Annotated in this window: 14 protein-coding genes; 2 read left to right on the forward strand and 12 right to left on the reverse strand. The window is 67.4% G+C overall.

From position 1 onward, the window contains the following. The first annotated feature begins 111 nt into the window (after positions 1-111). Positions 112-2148, forward strand: a complete 2037-nt coding sequence (locus tag GGQ61_RS22475; RefSeq protein WP_183773243.1) for a TonB-dependent receptor — start codon at positions 112-114, stop codon at positions 2146-2148. A 64-nt stretch (positions 2149-2212) separates the two neighbouring features. On the opposite strand, the gene GGQ61_RS12490 is transcribed toward GGQ61_RS22475, so the two are convergent. The 3 genes from GGQ61_RS12490 to GGQ61_RS12500 form a co-directional block, all read right to left on the reverse strand. Continuing rightward, on the reverse strand, positions 2213-3235 hold the full coding sequence (locus tag GGQ61_RS12490) for a DUF4167 domain-containing protein (protein WP_183773245.1): 1023 nt from the start codon (positions 3233-3235) through the stop codon (positions 2213-2215). Between the two features lie 248 nt (positions 3236-3483). Next, on the reverse strand, positions 3484-4353 hold the full coding sequence (prmC, locus tag GGQ61_RS12495; protein WP_183773247.1) for a peptide chain release factor N(5)-glutamine methyltransferase: 870 nt from the start codon (positions 4351-4353) through the stop codon (positions 3484-3486). Then, positions 4350-5126, reverse strand: coding sequence for an MOSC domain-containing protein (locus GGQ61_RS12500; RefSeq protein ID WP_183773249.1), 777 nt, complete (start codon positions 5124-5126; stop codon positions 4350-4352). The genes prmC and GGQ61_RS12500 overlap by 4 nt, the downstream gene beginning before the upstream one ends. Positions 5127-5218: 92 nt before the next feature. Between GGQ61_RS12500 and GGQ61_RS12505 the strand changes: the two genes are divergently transcribed. Then, positions 5219-6466: a YihY/virulence factor BrkB family protein gene (locus GGQ61_RS12505; protein ID WP_246370818.1), complete on the forward strand. Its 1248-nt coding sequence runs from the start codon at positions 5219-5221 to the stop codon at positions 6464-6466. Here GGQ61_RS12505 and prfA read toward each other — a convergent pair. The 9 genes from prfA to GGQ61_RS12550 all read right to left on the reverse strand — a co-directional run bounded on the left by prfA (position 6463) and on the right by GGQ61_RS12550 (position 15118). After that, positions 6463-7539, reverse strand: coding sequence for a peptide chain release factor 1 (gene prfA, locus GGQ61_RS12510; protein WP_183773251.1), 1077 nt, complete (start codon positions 7537-7539; stop codon positions 6463-6465). The two genes, GGQ61_RS12505 and prfA, sit on opposite strands and share 4 nt — an antisense overlap. A 122-nt stretch (positions 7540-7661) precedes the next feature. Beyond that, positions 7662-7955 carry a hypothetical protein gene (locus tag GGQ61_RS12515; RefSeq protein WP_183773253.1) on the reverse strand — a complete coding sequence of 98 codons (294 nt, stop codon included), beginning with the start codon at positions 7953-7955 and terminating at the stop codon, positions 7662-7664. 119 nt (positions 7956-8074) lie between these two features. Then, on the reverse strand, positions 8075-8542 hold the full coding sequence (locus GGQ61_RS12520) for a hypothetical protein (protein ID WP_183773255.1): 468 nt from the start codon (positions 8540-8542) through the stop codon (positions 8075-8077). Positions 8543-8612: 70 nt separating this feature from the next. Beyond that, a complete protein-coding gene (locus GGQ61_RS12525) occupies positions 8613-9068 on the reverse strand; it encodes a hypothetical protein (protein WP_183773257.1) in 456 nt (151 codons plus the stop codon). A gap of 87 nt (positions 9069-9155) precedes the next feature. Then, positions 9156-10298 carry a flavodoxin-dependent (E)-4-hydroxy-3-methylbut-2-enyl-diphosphate synthase gene (ispG, locus tag GGQ61_RS12530; protein ID WP_183773260.1) on the reverse strand — a complete coding sequence of 381 codons (1143 nt, stop codon included), beginning with the start codon at positions 10296-10298 and terminating at the stop codon, positions 9156-9158. Positions 10299-10376: 78 nt separating this feature from the next. Then, positions 10377-11165, reverse strand: a complete 789-nt coding sequence (locus GGQ61_RS12535; RefSeq protein WP_246370819.1) for an LOG family protein — start codon at positions 11163-11165, stop codon at positions 10377-10379. Between the two features lie 55 nt (positions 11166-11220). Next, on the reverse strand, positions 11221-12216 hold the full coding sequence (locus tag GGQ61_RS12540; protein WP_183773262.1) for a helix-turn-helix domain-containing protein: 996 nt from the start codon (positions 12214-12216) through the stop codon (positions 11221-11223). 170 nt (positions 12217-12386) lie between these two features. Then, positions 12387-14645 carry a phosphoenolpyruvate--protein phosphotransferase gene (ptsP, locus tag GGQ61_RS12545; RefSeq protein WP_183773263.1) on the reverse strand — a complete coding sequence of 753 codons (2259 nt, stop codon included), beginning with the start codon at positions 14643-14645 and terminating at the stop codon, positions 12387-12389. Positions 14646-14827: 182 nt separating this feature from the next. Beyond that, entirely contained in the window at positions 14828-15118 is a 291-nt protein-coding gene (locus tag GGQ61_RS12550) for a hypothetical protein (RefSeq protein ID WP_183773265.1), read from the reverse strand. Positions 15119-15175: the final 57 nt, after the last annotated feature.

Here is a 15175-nt window from a genome sequence, read left to right on the forward strand (position 1 = left end):
AAGCAAAGCTGCTTGACGGCCGGTTATGTTATCTCATAACGGTCTATGTTATTTCGTAACACGGCGCGCCGAATTCAAGGCCGGCCCCGTGAGTATGTCCGAGGCGTCCACATGACTAAGACCTATCTGCTCGCCGCCGCTGGGGCCGCTGCGCTGTTCGCGGGATCGGCCCATGCCGAGGCGGCCAAGGAGGTCTCCGAGCTGGTGGTGACCGCCGCGCCCTATGTCGTCTCGATGGACTCGGTGACGACCAGTGTCGAGGCGATGAAGCGCGACGACCTGGACGCCGCGCCGTCGGCTGGTCTGGGGGACGTGCTGGCGGGCCTGCCCGGCGTGCGCTCGACCTTCTTCGGCCCGGGGGCGAGTCGGCCGGTGATCCGCGGCCTGGCCGGGCCGCGGGTGCTGGTGCTGAGCAACGGCGTCGGCATGATCGACGCCTCGGCGCTGTCGCCCGACCACCAAGTGGCCAACGACCCGCAGGAGGCTGAGCGGATCGAGGTGCTGCGCGGGCCCTCGGCCCTGGCCTATGGCGGCTCGGCGATCGGCGGCATCGTCAACATCATCGACGACCGGATTTCCAGCACCAAGGTCGAGGGGGTGCATGGCCGCCTGCTGGCCTCGGGAACGACTGTCGACGAGGGTTCGGCGGTCTCGGCCTCCGTGAAGGCGGGCGTCGGCGACTGGGTGTTCAGCATCGACGGCCTGCACCGCGAGAGCTCGGACTACGACATTCCTTCGCTGGCCGAGTCGCGCCGGTTCACGGCCGCCGAGGGTGAAGAGTATCTCGGCAAGGAGCCCTCGACCGTCGCCAATACGGCGGTGAAGCTGGACGCCTATGGCGGCGGCGTCTCCTATGTCGGCGACAAGGGCTTTGTGGGCGTCTCGGTGAAGCGCACCGAAACCACCTATGGCGTGCCAGGCCACTCGCATGAGGGGGGCGAAGACCACGACCATGACCACGATCACGACCACGAGGACGAAGCAAGCGGCGTCCAGATCGATCTGAAGCAGACCCGCTACGACCTGCGCGGCGGGCTCAATTTCGATCTCGGACCGTTCGACCAACTCAAGGTGTCGGCCGGCTACGCCGACTACGAGCACGCCGAGCTGGAAGGCGGTCGCGTCGGCACCCAGTTCCTGTCCGAAGGCTGGGAGGCGAGGGCCGAGCTGGTCCAGAAGGCCCGCGGCGGCTGGCAGGGCGCAGTCGGCCTCCAGGCGCTGTCGCGGACGCTCGACGCCAATGGCGAGGAGGCTTACGTGCCTTCGACCGAGACCCATGAACTCGGCCTCTTCACGCTGCAGCGGCTGGACAACGACACCTGGGGCGTCGAGGGCGGGCTGCGGCTCGACCGCCGTGAACTCCAGACCGACGCGATGTCGCGCGACTTCACCAACGTCTCCGCCAGCATCGGCGGCTTCCTGCGCCCGGCCGAGGGCTGGTTCCTGGGACTGTCGGCTTCGCGCACGGCGCGCGCCCCGACCGAGGCGGAGCTATTCGCTGACGGCGCCCATGCGGCCACTCGCGGGTTCGAGGTCGGGAACGCCGACCTGGACTCGGAAGTCTCCTACTCGCTGGACGCCACCGTGCACTATGGCGCCGGCCCCTGGGAGATGGACCTGCACGCCTTCGCCGTGAAGTACGACGGCTTCATCGATCTGCGCGCCAATGGCCAGATCGATCCAGAGAGCGGCTTTGCGGTCTTCGACTATCTGCAGACCGACGCGACCTTCTACGGCGCCGAGGCCGAGGCGTCGTATCGCCTGTGGCAGGACGGCGAGCGCAGCTTCTCGCTGCAGGGCGCGGCCGACTACGTGCACGGCGACACCGACCTCGGTCCGCCGGCGCGCATTCCGCCGTGGTCGGTCACCGGACGGGCGGTGTTCGAGGGCGGCTGGTGGAGCGGGAAGCTGGAGCTGCGCCATGTGGGCGAACAGGACCGCGTCGCCGAGTACGAGCTACCGACCGACAGCTACCAGATGATCAACGCCTATCTGTCGGCCACGCCGTTCGCCGATCGCAAGCTGCGGCTGTTCCTGGAAGGCCGGAACCTCAACGACGCCGAGGCCCGCGAGCATGCCTCGTTCCTGAAGGACCTGGCCCCGCTGCCGGGGCGCAGCTTCCGCCTCGGCGTCGGCTACAAGTTCTAGGGGCCAAAGAAAAACCCCTCCCGCGAGGGAGGGGTTGATCGTTTTCAGAGCCTAGGCGCTGGCCTCAGGCCTCTTCAGTCTCGTTCGAAGAAGCTTCACCGCCCTCGAAGCTGCGCGGGGCGCGGCGACGGCGAGCCTTGGGCTTTTCTTCACCCTCGGCGGCGGGACCTTCGGTTTTGGGCGCGCGCGGCGCGCGCGGGGCCTTCAGGAAGGCGGGGGCGTGGCTTTCGCCGCCATCCTCGTCACGCAGCACGGGCGAAGCTTGCTGTTCGGCGGGCACCAGCGGCGCGGCCTTCGGTTCGACCACGGCCAGCGGATCGCGCTCCGGGCGGTCCTGCCGCTCGGCCCGGTCCTGGCGCTCGCCGCGGTCCTCGCGGTCCCGGCGACCTTCGAACCGTTCGCTGCGGGGACGGTCGTCACGGTCGCGGCGATCTTCGCGCTCGGCGCGGGGGCGGTCGTCACGAGGACGCTCGTCGCGGGGGCGGTCATCGCGCTGACGGTCGTCGCGGGGCCGGTCGTCGCGGTCGCGATAACGCTCGTTGCGGTCGCGGTTGCGGCCTTCGAACCGGTCGTTGCGTTGGCGGTCGTCGCGGTCGCGGTTGCGGTCGTCGCGCGGACGATCCTGGCGATCGTCGCGGTCGCGCCAGCGCTCGCCACGGGCCTGCTGGCCTTCGCCTTCGCCGTTCTCGCCGGATTCAGCAGCCTCGTTGGCCGCCGCTTCAGCTTCCGCCGCCGCAGCCTGGGCGCCGCTCTCGTCCTCGAAGTCGATGTCGAGGCCGCCAGAATAGTTGTCGCGGCCGAGAATCTCGGCGGCGGGTTTGTTCGGCTGCATGGCGCGCACGGTGCGGAAATAATGCTCGGCGTGCTGCAGGTAATTTTCGGCCAGAACCCGGTCGCCGGCGGACGAAGCGTCCCGAGCCAACTGCTGGTACTTTTCGAAGACGTGCTGGGCGTTGCCGCGCACCTTCACGCCGTCAGGACCGTTCGAATCGAAGGCCCTGTTCGCGTTCTGCTGCTGAGGCTTTCCGCCGCCGCCGCCGCCACGATTGCGGCCGCGCTGGCGCTTCATACCCTTGAAATCTCTCATTCTCTGTGTCCACCGCCGCTTCGGCCTCGCCGGGAAGCGCGCGGTCTATCCTCTCGCCTTGATCGGGCCGTATCGCCCGTAAGTCCGTGTTGAAGACGTAAGTGTTCTCCGTCGTCCGCCCTGACCTTGAGGCGCGAGACACGCTAAGCCTGCGCGCCGCCGGTACGGCTTTCCGTCCTGGTTTCTCAGGGCGGCCCAAACCTCTAGCACCGGCGAATTGGGTGGAGACGAGATAGAGACTTAGCGATTCACTTGCGCGTTTCCAAGGGGTTTTTCACGCCCACAACGACGCGGTCGTTGGTCGACAAATCCTTGATCGTCCAGACTTCACTGCCGCCTGCTTCATTGAACAGGGCCTCGACCTGTTCCTTCTGGTCGTAACCGATCTCGACTGCAAAGAGGCCGCCGGGCTTCAGCACGCGCATGATTTCGGGAGCCAGATGGCGGTAGGCGTCCAGGCCGTCGGCGCCGCCATCCAGCGCCAGACGCGGGTCGAATTGGCGCACCTCGGGCTCAAGCGTCTCGATCACGTCACTGGCGATGTAGGGCGGGTTGGAGACGATGACGTCGAAGCTGGCGTCTTGCAGTCCGGCGGTCCAGTCGCCGCGGGCGAAGGCGACGCGGCCGGCAAGGCCGAGGTTCGAGGCGTTCTCGCGCGCCACGGCCAGAGCTTCGTCCGAGATGTCGGTGGCCAAGCCCTTGGCGGCCGGCCGTTCGGCCAGGATCGACAGGATGATCGCGCCCGAACCGACCCCCAGGTCGAGGATGTCGAAGGCCATGTGTTCCGGGAACTGCTTGAGTACGTAGTCGACGATGACCTCGGTCTCCGGCCGCGGGGTCAGGACGTCGGCATTCACCGCCAGCATGACCTTCCAGAAGCCCTTGCGGCCTAGGATGTGGCTGACAGGTTCACGCCGCTCGCGGCGCGAGATGTAGTCGGCCAGGCGCTCCTCCTGTTCGGGCGTCAGGGCGCGGTGCGGGTCGGTGACGATGTCAGCGCGGGTGGCGTCGGCGGCGGCCTCGACCAGCAGGCGCGCGTCGATCACCGGCCCCACGAGGCCGACGGCCTCCAGGCGAGTCTTGGCCGACTGCCAGGCTTGCAGGAGGGTGAGCGTCATGCGGTGGGCTCCAGGGACGGCATGGTGGCGGCGTCGCCGATCGTGACCCGTCCAGAATCGGTAACGTGAACATAGACGCCCAGGTTCATGTGCCCATAGTTGTCGAACAGCGCCTTGACCACATCCATGTCCCGCTCGGCGGTTTCGGGGTTCACGTGGGTGGCGGCGCAGCGGACAATCGGTTTGAACACCTTGGCGCGGGCGAAGCCGACCATGAGCTCGCGGCCCTCCCAGTCGTTCTCGACCCACGCGGGCCAGCCTTCGACATAGAGATTGCCGCGGAAGCGCAGCGGATCCACCGGTCGGCCGATCTTGGTCTCCAGGTCGCGGACGCTGGACAGATTGATGATCGACACGTGGCCCTGCGGGTGGTCCATGAACCGGTAGCCGGGGGCCTCGAGCACCTTGAGCTCGCCGCGGACCTCTTCGCCCAGCAGCGCGGTCAGCCAACTGGCGAAGGCGGCGCGGCCGTCAGCCTGCTGCAGCGAGCCGCTGAAGTCGGGCTGGCCCTGCGCTGTCGCTGTCAGAACGCCGCTGGTCTCGTCGTAGCGGGTCCTGGCCTTGGCCACCTCGGCGATGGACATCAGCACCGTGAACTTCTGCTTGGGAATGTACGCCGGCGCGGCCGCATCGAAGCCGGAAGGACCGTTCTCGACCGCGTAGAGCCGGTCGAAGGGGAACGGTCCGCCGACCGTCAGTTCGGCGTGATCGAGGCGCTCGGGCGTGAAGCCTTTGACGGGGTGGCGGTAAAGCGCGGCGATGTGACCGGTCATGTGCCCTTCGTCTTCCCTGAGCCTGCAACGGATGGATTGTCTTGGCACAGTCACGCGCGCGCCGGTAGCTGTCTGGCCGGCGGAACGCTGGCATGATCGGCGTGTTCCAGCCTGTCTGGGGCGGCGGTAAGAGGGTGCGGATGTCGGAGCGGGAAGAGCGAACGGCGTGGGACCGCGCCGTCGGAATCTTCTGGCGGGCCGCGCCGTGGGTCGGACTGATCGCCATGACCGAGCTGTGGCGGCGCAGCCGCCAACGTGTCAGCGGCAGGCTGAGCGTCGACGTCATCGCCACGCCCGCGGCGTTCGAAAAGGCCGAGCCGCGGCGCGGGCGGGTCGCCCATGGACCGCATGCCATTCCACCGAAGGGCTGGAAGGACATTGCCTGGCGCACCTATCAGGAGATCGGCCGCGACCGGCTGCCGTCGGTCGCCGGCGGCGTGACGTTCTACACGCTGCTGGCGTTGTTTCCGGCCATGGGCGTGTTCGTCTCGCTGTACGGGCTGATCGCCGACGTCGCTGCGGTTCAGCAGCAGCTGGCGAGCATGGCGACAGTGTTCCCCGCCGAGGTGATCAACATCGTCGGCGAGCAGATGCTGCGCCTGGCGGATCGGCCATCGGCCACGCTGTCGGTGGCGTTTGTCGTCAGCCTGTTGCTGTCGGTTTGGTCCTCGAACGCCGGCATGAAGGCGCTCTTCGACGGCCTCAACGTCGCCTACGACGAAAAGGAGAAGCGCAACTTTTTCAGCCGCTCGCTGCTGACCTACGTCTTCACGTTCGGAGCCCTGCTGTTTCTTGTGGTGATGACCGCGGTGCTGGTCGCCGCCCCGATCGCCTTTGAGTATCTGGGGCTGAACGAATTGGCGGTGGTCTGGATTCCGCTGCGATGGCTGATCTTGCTGGCGATGGCCGCCGGAGCATTCTGCGTGATCTATCGCTATGGCCCCTGCAGGGCGCGCGCGAAATGGTCGTGGGTGACGGTCGGAGCCGTGCTCGCGGCGGCGTTCTGGCTGCTCGGGTCGCTGGGTTTTTCCTGGTATCTCAACAATATCGCCCACTACGACGTGACTTACGGGTCGCTGGGCGCGGTGGTCGCGTTCATGACCTGGATCTGGTTCTCGGTGATGGTCGTGCTGCTGGGGGCGGAGATCAACGCCGAGATCGAACACCAGACAGCGCTAGACACCACAATCGGCCCCGAGAAGCCGATGGGCGAGCGCGGCGCGGCCATGGCCGACAGCGTCGGCCTGGCCTTCCATCTGGATGTCTCCAAGATCACCAACAAGGCGGTGAGCGACAGCCTGCGGCAGGCCGATCGCGTACGCCGGGCGCTGCGGCGCTAGTTGAACTCGTCTTCCAGCGCAGCCAGGCGGGCGGCCTGATCCTCGGCGATCAGCGGGTTGATCACGTCGTCGAGCGCCTCGCCCTCGATGATCTTGGCGAGGTTGTAGAGGGTCAGGTTGATCCGGTGGTCCGTCACCCGGCCTTGGGGGAAGTTGTAGGTGCGGATGCGCTCCGAACGATCGCCGGAGCCGACCTGGCTCTTGCGGGCGTCGGCGCGGGCGGTGTCGAGCGCTTCGCGCTGCTGGTCGTAGAGACGGGCCTGCAGCACCTTCAGCGCGCGCGCGCGGTTCTGGTGCTGCGACTTCTCTGACGAGGTGACCACGATGCCGGTCGGCAGGTGGGTGATGCGCACGGCCGAGTCGGTTTTGTTGACGTGCTGGCCGCCCGCGCCGGACGACCGATAGGTGTCGACGCGGATGTCCTGGTCGCGAATCTCGATCTCGACGTCCTCGACCTCGGGCAGCACGGCCACGGTGGCGGCCGAGGTGTGTATGCGGCCGCCGGCCTCGGTTTCCGGCACCCGCTGCACGCGGTGTACGCCGCTTTCGAATTTCAGCCGGCCGAACACGCCGTCGCCTGTGATCGAGGCGATGATTTCCTTGTAGCCGCCGACCTCGCCCTCGGAGACGCTGTCGATCTCGACCCGCCAGCCGTGGTTCTGAGCGTAGCGCTGGTACATGCGGAATAGGTCGCCGGCGAAGAGCGCCGCCTCGTCGCCGCCGGTGCCGGCGCGGACTTCGAGGATCGCTGAGGCGTTCTCGTCCTTGTCCTTGGGGGCGAGCAACAGGGCGACTTCGCGCTCCAGTCCCGGCAGGCGTTCGTTGAGCGCGGCCAGCTCGTCCTGCGCCATGGCGGCCATCTCGGGATCGCCGGCCTTGGCCATCTCCTCGAGCTCAGGCAGCTCCTCACGGGCGCGGGCGACGGCGCTCACCGCGTCGGCCACGGGCTTCAGTTCGGCATGTTCCTTAGACAGGCGCACGATCTCGGCGCCGTCGGTGGCCGCACCCATGCGCGCCTCGATCTCGCGGAAGCGGTCGAGGACCTGATCCAATCTGGCCTGAGGGAGACGCACGTGGTTCCAGTCGATGGTGAATGAAGGGAGGCTTCTCTAACGCCCCAGCGTCGCGCCTCCAACGAAAAAGGCCCTCTCCGCGAGGAGAGGGCCTTCCCGTCCGCCGGAGCGGCGAAAACGTCTTAGACGCGCACGCCCGAGAGCGGGGCCGAGCCGAAAGCGCCCAGCTTCACGTTGCCGCTCATGGTGTCGCCCGACACCGTCGCCGAGAACTCGAGGGTCATCGGCATCGGTTGGGTGATGGCGGTCGACCAGGTCAGGGTGTCGCCCGAAACCTTGCCTTCGATGGCTTGCTCACCCATGCGGCCCTTGGTCTGGCCGGTGAAGGTGTCGCCGCTCGTGGTGATCGAGGCTTCGACCTCTTGAGCGCCCATCGGCGAGTTGATGGTGATCTTCCAGTTGCCGTCAGCGGACATGTGTCCCTCCCTGGGGTTTAGGCGGGGCACCTAATCAAGGCTAAGGCGAGAGCGCAAGAGGTGACGCAGGCGTCATCTTTGACAATGTTCAATTTGAAATGCCGTTCGGGGACCGGCGTTCAGGCGCTGAGCGGTGGAAGCTCGCGCTCGACGAGTTCAAAGCCGACCGCCCGCAGCGCCCGACCAAGTTGTTGGATGCGCTCGTAGAATTCAACGGCCGCGTCCATCATCTCGGGCGAGGTGAAGACCGCGGCGGGGGCGATCAGGCCGCCAGGCGCGCGCTCGACAATGCCCAGGGAAATAAAAGCCTCGACATAGCGCCCAACGATTTCGGGAGGCGCGCCGATCGCCTGGTAGAGCGCCGCGTCGGTCATCGGCAGGCTGCCCTTGTCGGGACCGATGCGGTGCAGGCCGGCATAGCGTTCGTCGCCGAGGAGGTTCTCGCCGTTCGCGCTCCAGATCGTCGTAAAGACCAGCAGGGCGAAGACGTCGCCGCCATGCAGTTTGGCGAAGGAACGAAGGGCGGCAAGGATCTCGAAGGTCCCGGTGCGTACCACGGCGCGCCTGTTGTCGGCTGCTGCGTCCATGATCGCCCCCACGAATTGCGTTCGCCGAACGACCTATGCGAACCGGCGTGGCCCTGGTCAACCGTCCAGGTTAGTCGCCGAAGGAGAAACCGGCCGCGCGCATTGATGTGACCATCTGCACCACGCTCTCATAGAGTTCGCTCGTGCCCTGGAGCATCTCGGGTTGGGTGAAGACCGCGGTCGGCACCACCAGCTTGCCTGAAACCTCCTCGGCCAGCCCCTTCTCGAGCAGGCGCTTTACGTAGGTCTGCAGGATGTCGGCTGGCATCGGCAGGGCGGCGCGGAGCTCTTCGATGCTGGCGGGCTTGCGCAGGACGTCCGGCGGGATCGATTTGAGCTGGACATAGCGCTGGTCGCCGATCAGGTGGCTCGAGTTCAGCACCCAGAGGGCGGTGAACACGAAATACTCGATGACGTCGTCGCCGTGGACCCTAGCCATGGCCCGCGAGATCTTGGTCATCTCAGTGGCGACGATGCGAACGACGGCGCGGCGGGTGTCCGCTGGAACCGGAGAGAAGGTAGTCAAATCGATACCCCAGAGCACTCATCACAAGGTCTAGGGCATTTTTTCGAGCGCGAATAGCGGCCCGACAAAGTTCGCATAACGTGTGATCTATTCGGCGGCTTGCAGCGCGGCCTGCTCGGCCTTGGCGAGCTCGGCGGCCTTGGCTTCGACCAATTCGACGATGTGATCGACCATCCGCTCGTTGTCCATCTTGTGGTCCGGCTTGCCGGCCAGATAGACCATGCCCGCGCCCTTGCCGCCTCCGGTGAAGCCGACGTCGGTCATCAGGGCCTCGCCCGGGCCGTTGACCACGCAGCCGATGATCGAAAGGCTCATCGGGGTGGCGATGTGGGCCAGACGCTGTTCCAGCGCCTCGACCGTAGCGATGACGTTGAAGCCCTGCCGCGCGCAGGAGGGGCAGGCGATGATGTTGACGCCGCGATGGCGCAGACCCAACGACTTCAGGATGTCGAAGCCGACCTTGATCTCCTCGACCGGGTCGGCGGCCAGGCTGACGCGGATCGTATCGCCGATGCCGGCCCAGAGCAGCGAGCCCATGCCGATCGCCGACTTCACCGTTCCGGTGCGTAGGGCGCCCGCTTCGGTGATGCCGACGTGCAGCGGGCAGTCAATGGCCTCGGCCAGTTGCTGATAGGCGGCGACGGTCATGAAGGGGTCGGACGCCTTCACGCTGATCTTGAACTCGTGGAAGTCGTTGTCCTGCAGGATGCGGGCGTGGTCGAGAGCGCTCTCGACCATGGCGGCGGGGCAGGGCTCGCCATACTTTTCCAGCAGATGCGGTTCGAGGCTGCCGGCGTTGACGCCGATCCGCATCGAACAGCCGTGGTCGCGGGCGGCCTGGATGACCTCGCGCACGCGGTCGGGGGAGCCGATGTTGCCGGGATTGATCCGCAGGCAGGCCGCGCCAGCCTTCGCCGCTTCGATGCCGCGCTTGTAATGGAAGTGGATGTCGGCCACGAGCGGGACCTTGGCCTCGCGGGCGATAGCCTTGAACGCTTCGGTGGAATCGACGTCGGGGCAGGACACGCGGACGATATCGGCCCCGGCCTCTTCGAGCTGACGGATCTGATCGATGGTCGCCGCCGCGTCAGCCGTCAGCGTGTTGGTCATCGACTGGACCGTGATCGGGGCGTCGCCGCCCACCTCGACCTTGCCGACGCGGATCTTGCGCGAGACCCGGCGGTCGATCGCGCGCCAGGGACGGACGTGGGTGTGATCTTGCACGGTCATGGCCTCGAAAATAAGGGCTTCCGCAGGAAAACGCGAGGCCGCGCCGCGCCGCAGCGGAGCGGCGGGCCTCGCGTGGCGTCAGGCGAGGTCCTGGCCGTGCTTGACCCCGCCGGCGACCAGCTGGGTCCAGACCTGTTCGGCGCTCTCGGCGAAGCTGAAGAGCTCAACATCAGAGGCCTTGATCATGCCCTCAGCGATCATGGCGTCGAAGTTGATCACCGAGCGCCAATAGGCCTCGTCGAACAGCACGACCGGTATCCGCGGCGCCTTGTCGGTCTGGCGAAGCGTGAGGATCTCGAACAGCTCGTCCAGTGTGCCGAAGCCGCCCGGGAACACCACCAGGGCGTTGGCGCGCATGGCCAGGTGCATCTTGCGCATGGCGAAGTAGTGGAAGCGGAAGGTCAGGTCCGGCGTCGAATAGGCGTTCGGCTCCTGCTCGAAAGGCAGGGTGATGTTGAACCCGACCGACGGCGCACCGGCGTCGGCCGCGCCGCGGTTGGCGGCTTCCATCACGCCCGGGCCGCCGCCGGTGGCGATGACGTTGTCGCGCGGGCCGCCGTTGCTGAGTAGCGCGCCGCCACGCTGGGAGGCGATTTTGCCGAACTCGCGGGCGGCTGCGTACCAGTCCGCATGGCGGCCTGGGCCGGCTTCGGAAATCCGGGCGCTGCCGAACACCACGATGGTCGAGCGCACGCCCCAGGCGCGCAGAGCCTCTTCGGCCTTGGCGTATTCCAGCAGGAAGCGGACGCCGCGCATGGAGTCGCTGAGCAGGAAATCCTCGTCGAGCGCGGCCAGCCGATAGGATGGGGCGGCCATCTGCGCGGCGTTGCTGGGGTGCTCTCCGCCGGTTGTGACGCCTGCGACCATGACTGAACCTCCGTACTGAATCGGAGGGCAACTTCGCCGAGACGGCCCCGAGAGGCTAGCCCACAAGCTTCTCGGCGGCGATCGTGGGGGCGGGCATCACCCCCTTGCTCTGGCCGCCGACGAAGACCTGGAAGGCGGCCGGGTCGGTGACCTCGAGCGTCAGGCCCTTGAGATTCGGGACCCGGTACGCCTCGCCCGCCGACAGTTGGCGGGCGAAGTAGGCCGCTCCGCCACTGCCTCGGACGATCAGCGACGCGCCCTTCCGGGCTTGAAGCGTGACGATGGAGGCGGCCGGCTGGGCGCCGTAGACCGCGCCGCGGGGCACGAAGGTCGGCGGCAGCGGCTCGGCCGCGGTGGGATCGGCCTGCGGGGTCAGAGCCGCGGCCTTCTTGGCGGCGACGACCGCGTCGGACGAGCCCCCCGCGGCGGTCGCTTCGGCGAGGCCCGGCGTTTCGTAGGGCGTCGGGGTCGTGGACTCGACCGGAGCCGGCAGCGGCGCGCCGAGCGCGACCGGGCCGGCCGGCGCGCCGAGCTTGGCTTTCGCGATGGCGGCGGCTGGCGCGGTGTGCGGCGGCGGCGCCTCGGCGGTCATCGCCCGCTGGGCGACGTTCCAGAGAACGATCGCGGCGATCACCAGCATGCCGCCGCCGATGACCAGGGTCAGGCGCGGATCTTTCGATTCGACGACTCCGATCGGCGCGCGCAGGGCGGTGTCGGTGACGGGTTCGTCGCGGCGGAAGCGTTCAACGGCGGCGTCGCCGTCCAGGCCCAGGGCCGCGGCGTAGGCGCGGATGTAGCCGATGGTGAACGGACGCGAGGGCAGCTCTTCCAGCCGCATCTCTTCGATCGCCGCCAGGTAGCTGCGGCGAATTCGCGTGGAGTCGGCCAGTTCCTGCAGGTTGAGGCCGCGAAGTTCCCGGGCGGCCTTCAGCGCGGCGCCAATATCGGGTCCAACTTCGAGGGATGGGGTCAGACCGCTGGCGCGGTTGGTCTCGCGATCACCGCTGTTACGCAAATCCAGACTGGTAACCCCGCCAGTATCGAGCGGCATGGCTACTTTGGCGCCTCTTGCTAGCGTTTACGATCTAAAGGCGAATTCGCGCCCTGCCAGATTTACAGTATAGGTCTTAATATTAGGTTGTGAGTATCATTCTAGGCATTGAAATTCAATGCGCTAAACCCGCGAGGGGGTGCGACGCAGCGTCCCCGGTCAAGCCTGTTTCAGATCGCCAAATACAATTTTCGGGCGAGGGTCTCGATCTCGTTCCGGACCGATCCGGCGGATGTCCGCAGCAGGGCGGTGACGCCGCGGCGCGCGGCCTCGCGATCGCAGGACAGCACCATCTGCTTGACCGGGCCTATGCCGGCTGGCGGCATCGACAGACGGTCAAAGCCAAGCGCCACAAGGGCGAACGCCTCCAGCGGGCGGCCGGCCATCTCCCCGCACACGGACACCGGCGTGCCGGTCTCTTCGCAGGCCTTCTGGATGGTCTCCAGGGCACGTAGGGCCGGCGGCGAGAGAAAATCGTAACGGTCCGACACCCGCGGGTTCCCGCGGTCGGCGGCGAACAGGTATTGCATCAGGTCGTTGGTGCCGACGCTGACGAAATCAGTCATCGGAAGCAGCGCGTCGAGGTGCCAGACCACAGCCGGCGCCTCGATCATAGCGCCGACGTCGAGTCGCGACGGCGCCAGGCGGCCGCGGCGCTGGGCCCAGGCGACTTCGTGATCCACCAGGGCGCGAGCAGCGCGGAACTCGTCGACGCTGGCGACCAGCGGGAACATTATGCGCAGGGGCCGGCCGCGAGCCGCGGCGATCAGGGCGCGCAGCTGAAGGCGCAGCAGGGCCGGACGGTCCAGGCCCATGCGGATCGCGCGCCAACCGAGGGCGGGGTTCTCCTCGCGCTCGGCCTCCAGGTACGGCAGCACCTTGTCGCCGCCGAGGTCGAGCGTGCGGAACGTCACAGGCCGGTCGCCGGCGGCGTCCATCACCCGGCCGTAGAGCGCCGTCTGCGCGTTGAAGCGCGGCATCTCCTCGGCGACCATGAACTGGAACTCGGTGCGGAAGAGGCCGATGCCCTCCGCGCCGGTCTCGTCGAGTATGTCGAGGTCGACGTCCAGGCCGGCGTTCATCAACAGCGTGACCTTGGCCCCGTCGCGGGTGAAGGCCGGCGTGTCGCGCAGCTTGGCGAACTCCGCGCGTCGCTGCAGGCGCACTTCGAGGCGAGCGTGCAGCGCTTTCACGACGTCGACGCGCGGACGCAGATACGCCTCGCCGGTCTCGGCGTCGACGATAACCGGGTCGCCTTCCGACACCTTGTCGCGCAGACCCGGCAGGCGGCCGACACAAGGGATGTCGAGCGCGCGGGCGACGATCGCCGCGTGGCTCGCGGAGGAACCCTCTTCCAGCAGCAGCCCGGCCAGCTTGGTGCGGTCGTATTCGAGCAGGTCGGCGGGGCCCAGGTTCCGCGCGATCAGGATGGCGTTTTCAGGCAGGTCGCGGGCGGCGTGTCCATCGCCCGACAGATGGCGCAGCAGGCGGTCCGCCAGGTCCTCGAAGTCGTGCAGGCGCTCGCGCAGATAAGGGTCGCGCGCCTGGCCCAATCGAGCGCGGTGCTCGGAGCGCACCCGTTCGACCGCGGCTTCGGCGGTAAGGCCGTTGTGGACCGCGTCCTGCAGACTGCGGTTCCACCCGCGGTCATGGGCGAACATCCTGTAGGTTTCGAGGACCTCGTAGGAAGCGTCGACCAGGCCGTGCTCGCCGGTGAGCATGTCGTCGATCTGGGCTTGCAGCCCCAGGATCGCGGTCTTCAGGCGCGCCTCTTCGGCGACCACGTCCTCGGCCAGGAGTTGCGAGGGGGCGACGGGCGGTTCGTGCAGGACGGCGACGCCGAGCGCCAGACCGTCGGCGAAGCGTGAGCCAATGAGCCGTTCGGGCCGGTGCGGGGCGATCTCGACGCCCTTGAGTTCGCCTTCCAGCTCGCTGCCGGCGACCATTTCGGCCAGCACCATGGCGACGATCTGCAGGTCCTCGACCTCGTCGTCGGTATAGACCCGCTCTGTGCGGTTCTGGACCACCAGCACGCCGATCGCCCGGCCGCCGCGCAGCAGCGGCACGCCCATGAAGGCGTGGAACGGATCTTCGCCGGTCTCAGGCCGATAGGAGAAGGCCGGATGGTTGGGGGCGTCCGACAGGTTGAGCGGCCGGCCCAGGCGCATGATCTCGCCGACCAGGCCCTCGCCGGGCTTCATGCGGGTGACGTGGACGGCGCCGGGGTCGAGGCCTTCGGTGGCGAACAGTTCCATGTCGCCGCTGGCGCGGCGCATGTAGAGGGAGCAAACTTCGGCCACCATCGAGCGGGCGATGATCCGCACAACGATGTCGAGGCGCGACTGGGCCGGCCCGCCCGAGGCGAGCGCTTCGCGAATCTGCCGCAGCAGACTGCGTTGTCCCCTAACAGCGATCCCCGGCATGGCCATCAGGCGAGTTTCTCTCCCTTTTCCTAATCGCGTCCTAGCAGCTTTGCGCGTCGGAACGGAGACGAAAACGGGGCGGCGCGACTTTGTGAGCGCGGCCACACGGGGGGCGACGACCGTGGTGGGGCCTCGGTCGGACTTTGCCGGCTTTTCACGCAGCGGCGCCGGCTCGCGCGGCGCCGCCCTCAGCGCACGATGCTGATCGAGTGTTCGCCGTAGGCGTTGGGCCCATCCGTGCCAGCGGCCAAAGCGACCCAGGCCAGGAAGCCGAGCGAAGTCGCGGCCGCCAGCGCCATGGCGCCTAAAAACGCGCCGTTATCCTGAGCGAACCGGACGATGGCCTCGTCGGCCTTCGCTTCTGCGGCGACGGCGGCCCAGACGAGCACAGAGACGACGAACAGACCGAGGTAGGTCTGGCGAAAGGCCTTCGCGCCAAGACGTCCGCGAGCCGAAAAATACAACCAGCGCAGTGCCATGCGTTCCCTCGCCCTGTCGTGGGCGTCATATTCAAGCTTGATCAAAGCCGCGGCACG

It is taken from the genome of Phenylobacterium haematophilum (genome assembly GCF_014196295.1).
Lineage (GTDB): Bacteria > Pseudomonadota > Alphaproteobacteria > Caulobacterales > Caulobacteraceae > Phenylobacterium > Phenylobacterium haematophilum.

Coding starts and splice junctions, on each gene's coding strand:
- GGQ61_RS22475 (WP_183773243.1), top strand. CDS start 112: ATGACTAAGACCTATCTGCTCGCCGCCGCTGGGGCCGCTGCGCTGTTC.
- GGQ61_RS12490 (WP_183773245.1), bottom strand. CDS start 3,235: ATGAGAGATTTCAAGGGTATGAAGCGCCAGCGCGGCCGCAATCGTGGC.
- prmC (WP_183773247.1), bottom strand. CDS start 4,353: ATGACGCTCACCCTCCTGCAAGCCTGGCAGTCGGCCAAGACTCGCCTG.
- GGQ61_RS12500 (WP_183773249.1), bottom strand. CDS start 5,126: ATGACCGGTCACATCGCCGCGCTTTACCGCCACCCCGTCAAAGGCTTC.
- GGQ61_RS12505 (WP_246370818.1), top strand. CDS start 5,219: ATGATCGGCGTGTTCCAGCCTGTCTGGGGCGGCGGTAAGAGGGTGCGG.
- GGQ61_RS12515 (WP_183773253.1), bottom strand. CDS start 7,955: ATGTCCGCTGACGGCAACTGGAAGATCACCATCAACTCGCCGATGGGC.
- GGQ61_RS12520 (WP_183773255.1), bottom strand. CDS start 8,542: ATGGACGCAGCAGCCGACAACAGGCGCGCCGTGGTACGCACCGGGACC.
- ispG (WP_183773260.1), bottom strand. CDS start 10,298: ATGACCGTGCAAGATCACACCCACGTCCGTCCCTGGCGCGCGATCGAC.
- GGQ61_RS12535 (WP_246370819.1), bottom strand. CDS start 11,165: ATGGTCGCAGGCGTCACAACCGGCGGAGAGCACCCCAGCAACGCCGCG.
- GGQ61_RS12540 (WP_183773262.1), bottom strand. CDS start 12,216: ATGCCGCTCGATACTGGCGGGGTTACCAGTCTGGATTTGCGTAACAGC.
- ptsP (WP_183773263.1), bottom strand. CDS start 14,645: ATGGCCATGCCGGGGATCGCTGTTAGGGGACAACGCAGTCTGCTGCGG.
- GGQ61_RS12550 (WP_183773265.1), bottom strand. CDS start 15,118: ATGGCACTGCGCTGGTTGTATTTTTCGGCTCGCGGACGTCTTGGCGCG.